At 72.3% G+C, this 15101-nt stretch carries 13 protein-coding genes and 2 pseudogenes; 9 read left to right on the forward strand and 6 right to left on the reverse strand.

Annotated elements, in window-relative coordinates; genetic code table 11:
- The first annotated feature begins 13 nt into the window (after nt 1–13).
- A complete protein-coding gene (locus OG444_RS08015; RefSeq protein ID WP_327261493.1) occupies nt 14–913 on the forward strand; it encodes an RNA polymerase sigma-70 factor in 900 nt (299 codons plus the stop codon).
- Between the two features lie 49 nt (nt 914–962).
- Nucleotides 963–1721, forward strand: a complete 759-nt coding sequence (locus tag OG444_RS08020) for an SDR family oxidoreductase (RefSeq protein ID WP_327261494.1) — start codon at nt 963–965, stop codon at nt 1719–1721.
- A gap of 190 nt (nt 1722–1911) precedes the next feature.
- Here the strand turns inward: OG444_RS08020 and OG444_RS08025 are convergent, their stop codons facing one another.
- Complete coding sequence (locus OG444_RS08025) at nt 1912–3063, reverse strand: ROK family transcriptional regulator (protein ID WP_327261495.1); 1152 nt, start codon at nt 3061–3063, stop codon at nt 1912–1914.
- Between the two features lie 53 nt (nt 3064–3116).
- Here OG444_RS08025 and OG444_RS08030 point away from each other — a divergent pair, with 53 nt between their 5' ends.
- The 4 genes and pseudogenes from OG444_RS08030 (at nt 3117) to OG444_RS08045 (ending at nt 6965) form a co-directional block, all read left to right on the forward strand.
- The gene (locus tag OG444_RS08030) at nt 3117–4364 is read left to right on the forward strand and encodes an MFS transporter (RefSeq protein WP_327261496.1); all 1248 of its coding nucleotides are present in this window, start codon (nt 3117–3119) and stop codon (nt 4362–4364) included.
- A gap of 100 nt (nt 4365–4464) precedes the next feature.
- On the forward strand, nt 4465–5859 hold the full coding sequence (locus tag OG444_RS08035; protein ID WP_327261497.1) for a uracil-xanthine permease family protein: 1395 nt from the start codon (nt 4465–4467) through the stop codon (nt 5857–5859).
- A gap of 75 nt (nt 5860–5934) precedes the next feature.
- Nucleotides 5935–6567, forward strand: a pseudogene (locus OG444_RS08040) (DUF5995 family protein); the annotation flags it as partial.
- 188 nt (nt 6568–6755) lie between these two features.
- Nucleotides 6756–6965 carry a hypothetical protein gene (locus tag OG444_RS08045; RefSeq protein ID WP_327261498.1) on the forward strand — a complete coding sequence of 70 codons (210 nt, stop codon included), beginning with the start codon at nt 6756–6758 and terminating at the stop codon, nt 6963–6965.
- 105 nt (nt 6966–7070) lie between these two features.
- Here OG444_RS08045 and OG444_RS08050 read toward each other — a convergent pair whose 3' ends face one another.
- The 3 genes from OG444_RS08050 to OG444_RS08060 all read right to left on the reverse strand — a co-directional run bounded on the left by OG444_RS08050 (nt 7071) and on the right by OG444_RS08060 (nt 10176).
- Nucleotides 7071–8768, reverse strand: a complete 1698-nt coding sequence (locus tag OG444_RS08050) for a flavin monoamine oxidase family protein (protein WP_327261499.1) — start codon at nt 8766–8768, stop codon at nt 7071–7073.
- Nucleotides 8769–8810: 42 nt separating this feature from the next.
- On the reverse strand, nt 8811–9611 hold the full coding sequence (locus OG444_RS08055; protein WP_327261500.1) for a carbon-nitrogen hydrolase family protein: 801 nt from the start codon (nt 9609–9611) through the stop codon (nt 8811–8813).
- Nucleotides 9612–9777: 166 nt separating this feature from the next.
- Nucleotides 9778–10176, reverse strand: a complete 399-nt coding sequence (locus OG444_RS08060) for a hypothetical protein (RefSeq protein ID WP_327261501.1) — start codon at nt 10174–10176, stop codon at nt 9778–9780.
- 406 nt (nt 10177–10582) lie between these two features.
- On the opposite strand from OG444_RS08060, the gene OG444_RS08065 reads away from it, so the two are divergent.
- Complete coding sequence (locus OG444_RS08065; protein ID WP_327261502.1) at nt 10583–11287, forward strand: GNAT family N-acetyltransferase; 705 nt, start codon at nt 10583–10585, stop codon at nt 11285–11287.
- Nucleotides 11288–11301: 14 nt separating this feature from the next.
- Here the strand turns inward: OG444_RS08065 and OG444_RS08070 are convergent, their stop codons facing one another.
- Together OG444_RS08070 and OG444_RS08075 are read right to left on the reverse strand one after the other, a co-directional pair.
- Nucleotides 11302–11757, reverse strand: a complete 456-nt coding sequence (locus tag OG444_RS08070; RefSeq protein ID WP_030027017.1) for an Lrp/AsnC family transcriptional regulator — start codon at nt 11755–11757, stop codon at nt 11302–11304.
- A 10-nt stretch (nt 11758–11767) separates the two neighbouring features.
- Nucleotides 11768–13258 (reverse strand): amino acid permease, encoded by a 1491-nt coding sequence (locus OG444_RS08075; protein WP_327261503.1) that lies wholly within the window; start codon nt 13256–13258, stop codon nt 11768–11770.
- Nucleotides 13259–13645: 387 nt separating this feature from the next.
- Here OG444_RS08075 and OG444_RS08080 point away from each other — a divergent pair.
- Nucleotides 13646–13846, forward strand: a pseudogene (locus OG444_RS08080) (SDR family oxidoreductase); the annotation flags it as partial.
- 168 nt (nt 13847–14014) lie between these two features.
- Complete coding sequence (locus OG444_RS08085) at nt 14015–15028, forward strand: GDSL-type esterase/lipase family protein (RefSeq protein WP_327266693.1); 1014 nt, start codon at nt 14015–14017, stop codon at nt 15026–15028.
- Nucleotides 15029–15101 lie beyond the last annotated feature (73 nt).

The raw sequence follows: 15101 nt of genomic DNA on the forward strand, positions 1-15101 counted from the left end.
GTACGCTGCTGAGGTGATCACACACGTCACCGCGTCCGACGCGGACTTCGAGGAAAACCGTCCCCGGATGTTCGGCATCGCCTACCGCATGCTCGGATCCGCCGCGGAGGCCGAGGACACCGTGCAGGACGCGTACCTGCGCTGGGCGTCCGCGGACCGCGAGGGCATCGAGCACCCGGGGGCCTGGCTCGCCAAGGTCGTCACGAACCTGTGCCTCAACACCCTCACCTCGGCGCGCGTCCGGCGCGAGGCCTACATCGGCCCCTGGCTCCCCGAACCCGTCCTCACCGGGGACGGCACCCTCGGCCCGCTGGAGTCCGCAGAGCAGCGGGACAGCGTGTCGATGGCCCTGCTGGTGCTGCTGGAACGGCTCGCGCCGGTCGAGCGGGCCGTCTACGTACTGCGCGAGGCCTTCGCCTACAGCCACCGGGAGATCGCCGGACTCCTGGACCTCACCGAGGCCAACTGCCGCCAGCTCTACCGGCGGGCGGCCGGCCGGGTGGCCGCGGAGCGGGCGGACGGGCCCGAGCGGCGCTTCGCCCCGGACCCCGAGCGCTGGCAGAGCCTCGTGGAAACCTTCATGACGGCGGCGCGCGGCGGGGACCTGGCCCGGCTGGAGGGGCTGCTGACGGCCGACGTCCGGTTCGTCTCCGACGGCGGCGGCGTGGTCAACGCGGCGCTGCGGCCGATCCTGGGGCGCGAGAAGGTGGCCCGGTTCGCGGTCGGGGTACTCCAGAAGTTCGCCGGGGACCTGCCGGTCAGCATCGCGGAGGTCAACGGATCACCGGCGCTGCTCTTCGGCGAGACGGCCGTTCTTCTGGTGGAATTCGAGAACGGGCTGGTCAGCGGCCTCAGCACGGTACTCAACCCGGAGAAGCTGGAATTCCTCCAGCATCAGCTGTCACATCCCTGAGGGCTGTCCGGTCTCCGCTGCTGAAGGAACCTCGGCGAAAGGCGGACCCATGAGCACCATCCTCGTCACCGGAGGCACCGGCACCCTCGGCGTGCTGGTCGTCGCGCGGCTCCGGCAAGCGGGCCACGAGGTCCGCGTGCTGAGCCGGCACGCCACGGAGTACCCGGTCGACCTCAGCGACGGGAGCGGGCTGGACGCGGCCATGGCGGGCGCGGAGGTGGTCGTGCACTGCGCGAGCAACACGCGCGGCGCGGGCAAGGACGACGACACCGCCACCCGGAACCTCGTCGAGTCGGCCCGGAGGGCGGGGACCGTCACCAACATCGTCTACATCTCGATCGTCGGGGTGGATGTGGTGCCGCTCGGGTACTACCGGAGGAAGCTGCAGGTCGAGCGGCTGCTGGAGGGGTGCGGGCTGGGCGTGACCATCCTGCGCACGACGCAGTTCCACGACCTGGTGGCTCAGCTGGTGGACGCGGCGGCGAAGCTGCCGCTCGTGCCGGTACCGGTGCCCGGCGGGGTGCGGGTGCAGCCGATCGCCGTCGGGGAGGTCGCGGACCGCCTGGCGGAACTGGCGGTCCCGACCCCGTCGGGCCGGGTCCCGGACATGGGCGGCCCGGAGATCCACCTCCTGCCGGACCTGGCCCGCACCTACCTGGCGGCGACGGGCCGCCACCGCCGGGTGCTCCCCGTCCCCCTGGCGGGCAAGGCCTACGCGGGCTTCAGGCGGGGCGGCCACCTGGCCCCGTCCCATGCGGCGGGCCGGACCACCTTCGCGGAGTTCGCGGCGGGGCGGGGCGGGCGGTAGCGGGACGCGCCCATCCCCCCGGACACGTTCCAGTGCTGTGACCGGAAAGGTTCACCGTGTCGCGACGCCCGGCACGGCACCTCGCCGCGTTGTCGGACCGCGCAAGTACGTCCAGTACGAGGCACGGCCCTCCGCCTTGCGATGCACCGCACCGGACGCCGCGACTCGGCAAACCTTTCCGGCCACAGCACTAGCCCCCGAACAGCACCGCCTGCGCGGCCTCCCGGGCCGCCAGTTCCGCCCCCGCCAGGACCGCGGGGTCGCCCAGGGTCGTGGCGCGGATCTCCGTCGGGACCGGGGTCAGTTTCGCCAGTCGCTCGGCGACGCGGGCCGCCAGGGCGGGGCCGCCCGCGCGTCCGAGTTCGCCCGCCAGGACCACGCAGCCCGGGTCCAGGATCGCCGCGGCCGCCGCCGCGCCCAGCGCGAGGCGTTCGGCCAGGGCTTCGAGGAACGGCTCGCCCGCGGCTCCGGCCACGGCCTGCTCCGCCGGGCCCGCGAAGCCGTGTGCGCGCGCCAGCGCGGTCACGGCCTCGCGGCCCACGAGTGCGTGGAATCCTCCGCCGCAGTCCGCGGCCGACGGGAGGCCGCCGGTGCCCGGCACCGGGAGGAAGCCGATCTCGCCCGCTCCGCCGGAGGCGCCCCGGCGCAGCCGGCCGTCCAGGACCACGGCCGCGCCCACGCCCGCGCCGAGCCACAGCAGGACGAAGGAGTCCAGGTCGCGGGCCACGCCCAGGCGTTGCTCGGCGAGTGCGGCCAGGTTGGTCTCGTTCTCGACGACGACCACGGCGGGCAGGCTCCGCTGCAGGGCGGTGACCAGGTCGCGGTGCCAGGCCGGCAGGCCGCTGGTGTCGCGGAGTTCGCCGGTGGCGGGGGCGACCAGGCCCGGGGCGCCTATGACGACGGTGTGCAGCTCGGCGGCGCCGGCTTCGCGCGCGGTGCGCAGCAGGGCGGCCACCGCGTCCTCGGGGGCGCCGACGGGCAGGGCGGCTTCGGCCAGGGGGCGGCCGAGGAGGTCGGTGACGACGGCGGTGACCCGGTCGGTGCGCACGTCGAGGGCGGCGAGGTGGGCGCGGTCGGCGACGATCCCGTACAGCTTGGCGTTGGGGCCGCGGCGTTGTTCGCCGGATTCTCCGGCGACTTCGATGAGTCCGGCGTCGATGAGCCGGTCGACGAGGTCGGCGACCGAGGGGCGGGAGAGCCCCGTCATGACTTTGAGCTGGTTGGCCGTCAATGGCCCGGATTCCTGGAGGAGTCGGAGCGCGAGGCGGTCGTTGATGGCCCGGGCCGTGCTGGGCGAGGCGGGGGACGGTACCGGGGTGGGGGCAGGAGTCACGGCGCCCATCCTAGGAGTCGGGCCCGTTATCTATCAGGCAGGGTCCCTGATAGTTTAATCCCATGACCGGGGACACCGACCTCAGCCCGGCGCGTCTGCGCCATGCCCGCTACGCCATCGCGGCCGTCTTCTGCACCCACGGCGCCGTCACCGGCTCCTTCGCCACCCGCATCCCCTGGATCCAGGAACACGCCCAGCTCAGCCCGGGCACCCTGGGCCTGGCGCTCGCCTTCCCCGCGCTGGGCGCGGCCCTCGCGATGCCGCTGGCCGGCCGGATCAACCACTGGCTCGGCGCCCGGACCGCGCTGCGGGTGCTGCTCACGCTGTGGACCCTCTCGCTGATCCTGCCGAGCCTCGCCCCGACCCTGCCCACCCTGTGCTTCGTCCTCTTCGCCTACGGAGCCACCGCCGGGATGTCGGACGTGGCGATGAACGCGCTGGGCGTGGAGACGGAGAACCGGCTGGGCCACTCGATCATGTCCTCGCTGCACGGCATGTGGAGCGTGGGCGCCCTGCTCGGCTCGGCCGTCGGCACGGTCGCCGCGCACACCGGGGCCGACGCCCGGCTCCACCACCTGATCGCCGCCCTGGCCCTGACGGCGCTCGGACTGATCGCCGCACAGGGGGTGCTGGACCTGAGGAGCGACGAGGGCGCCACGGCGCCGCCGCACTTCGCGCTGCCTCCCAGGTCGGCGCTGCTGATCGGGGCCATCGGGTTCTGCGCGGTCTTCGCCGAGGGCGCGAGCCTGGACTGGTCGGCCGTCTACCTGCGGGACGTCCTGCACACGGACGCCGGTCTGGCGGCCGCCTCCACCACCGCATTCGCGCTGACCATGGCCGTGGCCCGCCTCGTCGGCGACCGGGTGGTGGACCGGTTCGGGCCGGTGCGCACGGTCCGGGCCGGCGGAGTGCTGGCCACCCTGGGCGGGCTGCTCGTGGTCGGGGTCCGTCATCCGGCCGGTGCGCTGGCCGGGTTCGGGCTGATCGGGCTCGGGATCGCGGTGGTGGTCCCGCTGGCCTTCGCGGCTGCGGGGCGCAGCGGGCCGGCCCCGGCGCAGGCCATCGCCGGTGTCGCGACGATCACGTACACCTCGGGGCTGATCGCGCCGTCGGCGATCGGCGCGGTGGCGGACGCGACCTCGCTGGTGGTGTCCTTCGGGCTGGTCACCCTGCTGTCGTTCGCGCTGGTCGTGGGTGCCGCGGTACTGCGCCAGGGGCCCGCGGTGGGGCAGGCTGGGGGCGATCCCGGCGGGGCCACGGGGAAGCCCGGTTCCCCCGGCCTCGACGAACCTGCACAAACCCGGCCGTAATATGTCGACCGGCCGCAGCGGCACGTACCCCGTGCGCTGCGGCCTCGATGTGTGAGCGGCCGGATTCTCGCGGCAGCCGTCCGGAGAAGAGGAGTGGAACATGGGCCTCGGCGTGGGCTGGACCCTGCACGGAGACGGGCGGACTCCCGCCCCCGGCGCGGTGGTCCGGCCGGAGGAGCGGCTGTCGTGGCCGCGGACCGCCGGGCTGGGCGCCCAGCACGTCGTGGCGATGTTCGGCGCGAGTTTCGTCGCTCCGGTCCTGATGGGCCTGGACCCGAACCTGGCCATCATGATGTCCGGCATCGCGACGGTGATCTTCCTCCTCGCGACGCGCGGCCGGGTCCCCTCCTACCTGGGCTGCTCGCTGTCCTTCGTCGGGGTCGCGGCGGCGATCCGGGCCGCGGGCGGGGACAGCGCGGTGGTCACGGGCGCCGTCTTCGTCGTCGGCGTGGCCCTGTTCCTGGCCGGTCTGGCCGTCCAGCGGTTCGGCGCCCGCGTCATCCACGCGACGATGCCGCCGGTGGTGACGGGCGCGGTGGTGATGCTGATCGGCTTCAACCTGGCGCCGGTGACAGCGAGCACGTACTGGCCGCAGGACCAGTGGACGGCGCTGCTGACCATGCTGTTCACGGGAGCGGCCGTGGTCTGCCTGCGCGGCTTCTGGTCGCGCATCGCGATCTTCCTCGGGCTGCTCTTCGGGTACGGGATCTCCTGGATCTTCGACCTGGCCTTCGGCAAGATCCACTCGACGGTGGGCGGGGAGGCGGCCGTCGACCACTGGCGACTGGACCTCTCCGCGGTCGCCAAGGCCGACTGGATCGGACTCCCGTCCTTCCACGCGCCCGCCTTCGAGTGGTCGGCGATCCTGATCGCGCTGCCCGTGGTGATCGCGCTGATCGCCGAGAACGCCGGGCACATCAAGGCTGTCGGCGAGATGACCGGCGACCCGCTCGACGACAAGCTGGGTACGGCCATCGCGGCGGACGGCGCGGCATCCATGCTGTCCACGGCGGTCGGCGGTCCGCCGAACACCACCTACTCCGAGAACATCGGTGTGATGGCGGCGACCCGGGTCTACTCCACGGCGGCCTACTGGGCGGCCGCGGGCTTCGCGCTCCTGTTCGGGCTGTGCCCCAAGTTCGGCGCGATCGTCGCCGCGATCCCGGGCGGGGTGCTCGGCGGCATCACCGTCATCCTCTACGGGATGATCGGCCTGCTCGGCGCCCAGATCTGGATCAGCGGCGGGGTGGACCTGCGCAATCCGCTGAACCTCGTGCCGGCCGCGGCGGGCATCATCATCGGTGTCGGCGGCGTGACGCTGCAGATCACCGACACCTTCGAGCTGGGCGGCATCGCGCTGGGCACGATCGTGGTGATCACCGGCTACCACGCACTGCGGTTCCTCGCCCCCGCGCACCTCAAGCAGGAGCCCCTGCTCGACGAGGGCACCTCCGACTACGACGACTCGGGGGAGGGCGAGGACAAGCCCCGTTGACGGGGTTTCGCCCGAACCGGGGAAGCGTACGGCCAAGTTCCCCGGATCCGCGTCGGCGCCTGCGACTCTGCCCCCATGGAAGCGGTGCTGGCGCGGATGCGCGCCCTGGAGGAGCGGCTCCCGCCGCAGGACGGTGTCGCCGTCTTCAACCGGGTCTACCTGACGGTGACGGAGACCCTGCACCGGCGGATCGAGCACGGGGGGTTCCCGGCGCCCCGGCGGGCGGAGACCCTCAGCGTGCGGTTCGCGGAACGGTACCTGACGGCGGTGGAGGCGGACCGGGCACCGGCCTGCTGGCGCCCCCTGCTGCAGTACCGCCGCCACCCCGGGATCCGGCCGCTCCAGCACGCACTGGCCGGGATCAACGCGCACATCGGCCATGACCTGGCGCTCGCCGTGGTGGCCACGTGCGGTGAGCTGGACTGCGAACCCCGCGCCCTGGAGGCGGACTTCGACCGGGTCGGCGACACCCTGGTCTCGCTGGAGGAGCACATCCGGGAGGACCTGATGCCGGGCCCGGACCTGCTGGAGATCGCCGACCCGCTGACGCACCTGGTCGGCTCGTGGAGCCTGGAGCGCGCCCGGGCCGGGGCCTGGTCGGCGGCCCGGCTGCTGTGGACGCTGCGCCGGGTGCCGGAACTGGCCGAGGAGTTCACGGACTCCCTCGACTCGGGCGTGGGCCTGGTGGGCCGCTGTCTGCTGACCCCGGCGCCCGGGCCGCTGCCGTCCACGGTCCGGGGCCCGGCACCACGAACGCACGACGCCGCGCCGCCCCACGGCACCCCTTGGGGCCGGCGTCCCCTTTCACTACGCTCTGCTCAATGGCAGCAAGAATGAGTGAGCAGAACCGCACCGTCCCCGACTGGTTTCGTTCAGGTCCACAGCTTTACCGGTCATTGCTGGACCTTGCGGCATGGCACCCGGAGGCGACGGAGATCGCCACCTCCCCCACCGTTCCGAGCGACTTCGCCGCGGAGACGATGCTGGACTTCCTGTCCGACGAGCTGATGCGGACCGGCTTCACCGACGACTGGGCGGTGACGGCGCACGGGCAGGAGATCGAGGACCTGATCGATGTGTTCAACACGATCGCACAGCCCGGCTGACACCTCCATGGACCGGGAGCCGTGGCCGCGGCGGGCCCATGAGAACGGGCCGTCCCCGCGCTGCCCGCGCGGGAACGGCCCGTGGCCCTGGGTGCCCCGGAGGGGTCAGTCCTCGGGGAGTTCGACCGGGGCGATCTCGTCGTAGACGTCGCCCGGGCCCGGGTTGGTGGAGTCGGTGGTGCCGCCGAGGTGGTGCATGACGCCCCAGACGGCGTTGAGGGCGGTCTGGACCGCGCCCTCGGCCCAGCCGGCCGTCCAGGAGATGTCGTCACCGGCGAGGAAGATGCCGCGCTTGTCCTCGGGGAGGCGGTCCTGCATGAAGTGCGTGAACAGACGGCGCTGGTAGCGGTAGTGGCCGGGGAGGTTGGCCTTGAACGCGCCCATGAAGTAGGGCTCGTCCTCCCACGAGACGGTGACCGGGTTGCCGATGATGTGGCGGCGGATGTCGACCTTGGGGTAGATCTCGCCGAGGGACTTCAGCATGACCTCCATCCGCTCGTTCGCGGACAGCGGCAGCCACTTCAGGCTGTCGTCGCACCAGGTGTACGACAGGCAGATGACGGCCGGCTTGTCGGGGCCGTTGTCCAGCAGGTAGGTGCCGCGGGTCATGCGGTCGGTCAGCGTCATCGACATGACGTCGCGGCCGGTCTCCTCGTCCTTGTCCAGCCAGAACGGCCGGTCGACGGGGACGAACAGCTTGGACGACTCCATGTAGTGGGTGCGCTCGATCGCCGTCCAGTGGTCGATCGGGAACAGCGTGTCGTCGCACTCGATCTTCGACAGCAGCATCCACGACTGGGCCGTGAAGATCGCGGCGCGGTACGTGCGGATGTCGCCGGAGGAGTCGGTGACCGTGATGCGGTTGCCGGCCGTGCGGTGCAGGCGGGTGACCGCCGGGCGCGGGGTGCCGCCGTGCAGGGAGGACAGCGAGGTGCCCTGGGCCCAGTGCACGATCTTCTCCGGCTCGCGCTCCCACAGGCGCAGCGGCAGCTGCTGCGAGCCGCCGACGATGCCGCGGTGGTGGTCGTCGGCCTCGGTGTAGACGACGCGCAGGATCTCCAGGATGGAGTTCGGGAAGTCGGTGTCCCAGCCGCCCGTGCCGAAGCCGACCTGGCCGAAGATCTCGCGCTTGCGGAAGGACTTGAAGGCCTCGGACTTGCAGAGGAAGCCGTAGAAGGTCTCGTCGTCGAGCTTCTCGACGAGCTTGGCCCAGATCTCGCGGATGCGCGGGACGTCCCGCTCGCGCATCGCGGTGTTCATGTCGGAGAAGTCGGCGCCCTCGTCGAGGCAGGCGTTCCACGCGGCGGACACGTCGCGGTAGATCTGCGGGAGGTCCGCGATCGTCTCGGCGTAGTGCGACTCGCCCTTGAGGTCGACGACCGTCGAGGGGGTGGACTCGGCCAGCGGGTTCGGGAAGGGCTCCGTGACCAGGCCGACGAGGTCGATGTAGTGCTGCAGGGCCGTGGAGGAGGGCGGGAAGCGCATGGCGCCCATCTCGGCGGTGAGGCCCTCGGTCTCGGCGCCCTCGAAGCCGACGGTGCGCAGGCGGCCACCGATCTGGTCGGCCTCGTAGACGACGGGCTTCAGGCCCATCTTCATGAGCTCGTAGGCCGAGATGATCCCGGACAGCCCGCCGCCGATCACGGCGACCTCGGTACCGAGCTCGGTCGCCGGTATCTGGCCGAGGCCCGCCGGGTGGGCGAGGAAGTCGTCGTACGCGTACGGGAAGTCCGGACCGAACATGGTGATCGGCGGCTGTCCGTCGCTGTGCGGGACGGCGGTGGTGGGCACCGTGGACGTCATGGGGGTACGTCTCCTTGCGGCAGGGCTGGGGGAAGAGAGGTCTTAGACGAGGGAGGCGTAGAGCCCGGGTCGCCGGTCGCGCAGGTACGGGTTGTTCTCGCGCGAGGCGGACAGCAGCTCGGGATCGGCCTCGCCGAACACCAGCTCCTCGCCGCGGCCGGCCCGGGTCCGGGTGACCCCGTCGGGGCTCGCCAGGCAGCTGAGTCCGACGAACTCGAACTCGCCTTCCGGACCGGTGCGGTTGACGTACGCGATGTACATCTGGTTCTCGAAGGCCCTTACGGGCACCAGCTGTTCGGCGACGAACTGGAACGGGTGCATCTGCGCGGTCGGCACCAGGAGGAGGTCGGTGCCGGCGAGCGCGTGCGCCCGGACGTTCTCGGGGAACTCCACGTCGTAGCAGATCATGATGCCGATGCGGAGGCCGTTCAGGTCCGCCTGGACGACGGGGACGTCGCCGGGGGTGAAGGCGTCCTGTTCGAAGCAGCCGAAGAGGTGGGTCTTGCGGTAGTTCGCCAGCGCCGCGCCGTCGGGGCCGATGAGCTGGGCGGCGTTGTAGACGACGCCGTCCGCGCTCTCCGGGTAGCCGTAGAGGACGGCGACCCCGTGGCGGCGGGCGATCTCGCCGATGGCCCGGGCGGCGGCGCCGTCGGCCGGTTCGGCGAGACCGGGGATGTCCTGGAGGTCCAGCGCGTAGCCGGTCAGGAACATCTCCGAGGTCACGAGCAGCCCGGCCCCGCTCTGTGCGGCGCGCGCCGCTGCCTCGTCGAGCGCCTTGAGGTTCTCGGCGGTGTCGCCGAGAACTCCGGAGCTCTGGAGGAGGGCGGTGCGCAGCGGGGGCATGGGCTACCTCTGTGACAGGCGGGGTGGGGGTCATAAAACGGTACGTTCGCCCGTTCGACCCGGACAAGCCGTGAGCGTTGCGCTCCGCGCATCGATTCGTTGCGTGTTCCACCAGTGGCGCGGCGATTCGTTGCGCGGGGTGCCGCGAAGGTCCCGGCGGGCCCTTTTACGAGCCCGTGCGGAAGGCGGGGTGGGCGGCCAGGAAGCCGAGGTCGTCGAGGATGTCGGGGGTGTGGTCGGAGACGACGCGGCCGCTCCAGGTGTCGACGAGGGCAGGGACGGTCAGGGCACCGTCGAAGTGGTGGCCGGTGGCCTCGTAGGCCAGCCGCAGCGCGGTGTACTCGGCCGCGCGGGGGTCCGTACCGAGGACGGTGGCGGTGATCGAGTCCGCGAGGCCCAGAGCGGTGAGGGCGGCGGTCACGCGCAGGGAGCGGGGACAGCCGGCGCAGAGGTAGAGGTGGTAGCGGTGCGGGACGGGTGAGAACCCGGCTCCGATGCGGCCGCGCGGGGCGGGCGCCGGGCCGGTGCGGGGCAGCACGGTGCGGGGCAGGACGGTGTGCGACATGACTCTCCTGGGGTGGAGGACAACACGGCTGGGCCCCGGGCGGCGCGGTGCGCGCGCCCGGTCCGGGTCACTCGTCGGTGGGAGGGGTCAGCCGCGCGGGCCGAATGCGCTGCACACCCGCAGGAGGTCGATGTGCAGGCGCCGGGTGAGCCATCGGCTGCGCAGGGCCCTGGGGCGCGGGTACGGATGCGGGTACGAGCGGGGGTGCGGTTGCGCCGTAGCGCCGGTGTTCACGTCCACCCACCCCCCGTCCTGTCCTCGGCCGCCCCCGACCGGTGCTGGTTAGGCTTCCCGGTGGCGGGCCGTGTCCGTCGTGGCCGTCCCCCGCAGTCTCGTGGCGGCGCCGGGGGCCGTCAAGAAGGCGGTCACGACCCGGACGCCGCCCCACGGAAGGAGTTCCGCACCCATGTCCCCCGAGAGCGGCACGCTGTGCGGCAGTGAAGTACTCGACAACCCGGTCTGGGCCGCGCTGACCGGCCCGCACCGGGGTTTCGCCGAGTTCGGGCCCGCAGGTCTGGCGGCCCGCTACGTCCGGGACGCGTCGCCGTTCTCGGCCCTCGCCGATCCGGAGGACCCTCGGGCGTGGGCGGACCTGGCCGCGCTGGCCGGCCCCGGGGAGGAGGTCTGGGTGACCGGGCTGCCGACCCCGCCGCCGGGCTGGGAGGCGCTGGTGACGCTTCCGGGCGTACAGCTGGACGGCCGGGCGGTACGGGCGCAGGCCGCGCCGGAGGCGGTACGGCTCGGCCGCGGCGACGTGCCGGAGATGCTGGAGCTGGTGGGGCTGACCAGGCCGGGCCCGTTCCTGGACCGGACGGTCGAGCTGGGCACGTACCTCGGGATACGTCACGAGGGCCGGCTGGTGGCGATGGCCGGGGAGCGGATGCGGCCGGCGGGCTGGTCGGAGATCAGCGCGGTGTGCACGCACCCGGAGCACCGGGGCCGGGGCCTGGCGGCCCGGCTGATACGGGCGGTCGCGGCGGCGGCCCGCGAGCGCGGGGACAGCCCGTTCCTGCACGCGGCGGCGTCGAACACCGGCGCGGTGCGGCTCTACGAGTCGATGGGCTTCACCCTGCGCCGCAGCCCGCTCTTCCTGGGCCTGCGCACTCCGTAGGGGTGCCCTGCCGATCAGGCGGGTGCGCCGGAGGTGAAGCGGCGCAGCAGCGGGGAGAGGACGAGCACCGACTTGGTGCGTTCCACGAAGGGCTCGCCCGCGATGCGCTCCAGGACCCGCTCGAAGTGGCGCATGTCGGAGGCGAAGATCTGGACGAGGGCGTCCGCGTCGCCGGTGACGGTCGACGCGGACACCACCTCGGGGTATCTCTCCAGTCCTCGCCGGATGTCGTCCGGCGAGGTGTTGTGGCGGCAGTAGATCTCGATGAAGCCCTCGGTCTCCCAGCCCATGGCGGCCGGGTCGACGCGCACGGTGAAGCCGGTGATGGCACCTTCGGCGCGCAGCCGGTCCACGCGCCGCTTGACGGCGGGGGCGGAGAGCCCGACCTCGGAGCCGATGTCCGCGTAGGAGCGGCGGGCGTCTTCGGCGAGGGCGTGCACGATGCGTTCGTCGAGATCGTTCAGTCGCACGGGGGGTGAATCACTTCTGTTCAGCGGCCTCCGCGGCCGGGGTGGCCTCGGTGGCCACAGTGGCCAGGCTGGAGCGGCGCATGCCGTAGAAGAAGTAGATCACGAGCCCGACCGCCATCCAGCCACCGAAGACCGCCCAGGTGATTCCGGGGAGCTTCGTCATCAGGTAGCCGCAGAAGAGGAAGCCCAGGATCGGGGTGACCGGGAAGAGCGCGACCCGGAAGGTGCGGTTCATCTCGGGGCGGGTGTAGCGCAGGATGACGACGGCCACGTTGACCAGGCCGAAGGCGAAGAGCGTGCCGATGCTGGTGGCGTTCGCCAGCTCACCCAGCGGGATGAAGGCGGCGAGCAGTCCGCAGAAGAGGCAGACGATGATCGTGTTGATGCGCGGCGTGCCGGTCTTCGGGTCGACCTTGGCGAACGCCTTGGGCATCAGGCCGTCGCGGGACATGGCGAAGAGGATGCGGGTCTGGCCGTAGAGGACGGCGAAGACGACGCTGGCGATGGCGACGACGGCGCCCGCGGCGAGGATGACGCTCCAGAAGGAGTGTCCGGTGACGTCCTCCATGATCTTGGCCAGGGCCGCCTCGCTGCCCTCGAACTCCTGCCACGGCATGGCGCCGACGGCGACCAGGGCGACGAGGCAGTAGATCACGGTGACGATCAGCAGCGAGAGCATGATCGCGCGGGGCAGGTCCCTCTTCGGGTTCTTGGCTTCCTCGCCGGCGGTGGAGGCGGCGTCGAAGCCGATGTACGAGAAGAAGAGCATCGACGCGGCGGTGCTGATGGCGGTGATGCCGAGCGGGGCCAGCGGGGTGTAGTTGCCGGCCTTGATGCCCATGAAGCCGATGACGATGAAGATCGCCAGCGTCACGATCTTGACGCCGACCATGATCGAGTTGATCCGGGCGCTCTCCTTGGCCCCGCGGAGCAGGAAGACCATGCAGAGCATGACCACGACCAGGGCGGGCATGTTGATGTAGCCGCCCTCGCCCAGCGGGGCGGAGAAGCCCTCGGGGATGGTGAAGCCGAGGGTGCCGTCGAGCAGCTCGTTGAGGTACTCGCCCCAGCCGACGGCGACGGCCGCGACGGAGACGCCGTACTCCAGGACCAGGCACCAGCCGCAGACCCAGGCTATGAGCTCGCCCATGGTGGCGTAGGCGTAGGAGTACGAGGAGCCCGAGACGGGGATGGAGCCCGCGAGCTCGGCGTAGGAGAGCGCCGAGAACAGCGCGGTCAGGCCCGCGACGATGAACGCGATGAAGACGGCCGGGCCGGCAACGGGCGTGGCCGAGCCGAGGACGACGAAGATGCCGGTGCCCAGGGTCGCGCCGATGCTGATCATGGTCAGCTGCCACATGGTGAGCGACCGCTTGAGCGCGCCGCCCTCACCCTGGCCGCCCTCGGCGACCAGCTGCTCCACGGGCTTGCGGCGGAGCAGCGGGTTGGCGGGCCTGCGGGGCTCGGATACGAGCGGTGGCGCCTGGCCGTGGTCGAGCACGAGGGGACTCCTTGTCACTGCGGATCGGGGAGGTCGGGGGAGGCGTCGACCGCGACGATCCGGAGCAGGACAGAGCCCATCGGAAGAAGGGTCTGCACAGGGGGGACCGCCGAGCAGGCGATCCGCGCCACTCCACGTACAGCGAGTGAGCCTACGAGCTGAGTGATACCGCCCGTAATGCACCATCCTTGCACATTGGCGCACGATCGTTGCGCGGATCGGTCACTGACAGTCGTTTGTTGCGTAGGGATGATCGATCGCTGCGCAGGCCACTCCCGACTCCCTTTCTTGACACTTCGTCAGATCTGCCGCAGCGTGCCGCCGTGATCTGGACGTGCGGCCCCGCCCCCGGGGTGCTCCTCGCCCACGCGCCGGCCGCGGCACTCCGCGTCCGGGGCCGGCGAGGCCGGCCCGACGGCATTGGTGCGCTCCGCGGCGGTGGAACCGGGTCCGCGCGGGGTACTGGTGAACGCGGTGGCACCGGGGGTGGTGCGGACCCCGCGGGCCGCCGCCCCGCCGGGAACCGGGGGCGGCGGCGCAGCGCGGAGAACGCCCCGCCGGGCCGGGTCGCCGAGACCTCGGACATGACGTCCGCCCTGCACTTCCCCGCTCCGCCGCTGTCCTCGTACGGGACGGGCAACCGCTCGCGGTGGACGGCGGGGCCGGCGAGCAGTTCCCGTACCCGACGATCGGAGGCGACCAGTGATACCACCGGGACCAGCGGGGCCCGAAGGACCGGAACGGCCCGCAGGGCTGCTGCGCCACCCCGACGAGCCGTCGCCGTGGCAGGACGCACGGCCCTTCCTGCGCGGGGTCGCCTGGCTGGACCAGGGGCGCCCGGTGCGCGCCGATCCGGCCGACACGATGCGGCTGCCCTGGGACACCGGCGAGCGCTCCACACTGCCCATCGGGGTCCGGCTGGAGTTCACCACCGAGTCCGCACGGGCCGTGGAGGTCCGCTACCGGGCGACCGTGCCCGGCCCCACCGACGCCCTGCGCGACCTCGCGCACGGCTTCGCGCTGTGGGACCGGCACGGGGTGGTCACCGAGGTGTTCACCGAACCGGCCGCGGAGGCTGTCGTACGCATCGAACTGGGCCGCGGAAGTGGCCCGTTCACCATCCACCCGCCCGAGACCCAGTCCCCGCTGATCCTCGGCCTGCGCGGGATCGGCGGCCCGCTCTCGCCTGCACCGACCGCCCCGCGCTGGGTGGTCCACGGCGACTCCATCACCGAGGGCTGGTGGTCCACCCGCCCCGCGCACGGCTGGCCCGCGGTCGCCGGCCGGGCACTCGGCTGGGACACCGTCAACCTCGGCTACGCGGGGGCCGCACGCGGTGAACTCACCACCGCGGAACAGCTCGCGGGCCTGCCCGCCGACGTCCTCACCCTCGCCTTCGGCACCAACTGCTGGTCCCGGGTGCCCTTTTCGGCACCCCTTCTGTACGAAACCACGCGCGCCTTCCTCGAACTGGTCCGGCAGGGGCACCCGAGGACCCCGATCCTGCTGGTGTCCCCCGTCCTGCGGCCCGACGCCGAGCGCACCCCCAACAAACTCGGTGCCACTCTCGGCGCCCTGCGGGATGCGATGGAGCGCGCCACCCGGGACCGGATCGCCGCCGGCGACGGCCGTCTGGCCGTGCTCCCGGGCCGTGACCTGCTCGGACCGGAGCACCTGGCCGACGGGCTGCACCCCAACGACGGCGGACACCAGGTGTTGGGCCTCGCTGTGGTCACGGCTCTGCAGCGCGCCGGGTTCGGTGTCGGGTGAGTGAAACACCCCACACCGGACCGGGTGAACAGATCTCTCCCATCGGAGCGTGTCCTGAGCACAGTTGGCGCCA

The sequence above is a fragment of the Streptomyces sp. NBC_01232 genome (assembly GCF_035989885.1).
Classification (GTDB): domain Bacteria; phylum Actinomycetota; class Actinomycetes; order Streptomycetales; family Streptomycetaceae; genus Streptomyces.

Bases quoted from the DNA above. Each gene is read 5' to 3' on its own strand.
- OG444_RS08050 (WP_327261499.1), bottom strand. From the start codon at position 8,768: ATGACGTCCACGGTGCCCACCACCGCCGTCCCGCACAGCGACGGACAG.
- OG444_RS08065 (WP_327261502.1), top strand. From the start codon at position 10,583: ATGTCCCCCGAGAGCGGCACGCTGTGCGGCAGTGAAGTACTCGACAAC.
- OG444_RS08020 (WP_327261494.1), top strand. From the start codon at position 963: ATGAGCACCATCCTCGTCACCGGAGGCACCGGCACCCTCGGCGTGCTG.
- OG444_RS08055 (WP_327261500.1), bottom strand. From the start codon at position 9,611: ATGCCCCCGCTGCGCACCGCCCTCCTCCAGAGCTCCGGAGTTCTCGGC.
- OG444_RS08025 (WP_327261495.1), bottom strand. From the start codon at position 3,063: ATGGGCGCCGTGACTCCTGCCCCCACCCCGGTACCGTCCCCCGCCTCG.
- OG444_RS08060 (WP_327261501.1), bottom strand. From the start codon at position 10,176: ATGTCGCACACCGTCCTGCCCCGCACCGTGCTGCCCCGCACCGGCCCG.
- OG444_RS08030 (WP_327261496.1), top strand. From the start codon at position 3,117: ATGACCGGGGACACCGACCTCAGCCCGGCGCGTCTGCGCCATGCCCGC.
- OG444_RS08035 (WP_327261497.1), top strand. From the start codon at position 4,465: ATGGGCCTCGGCGTGGGCTGGACCCTGCACGGAGACGGGCGGACTCCC.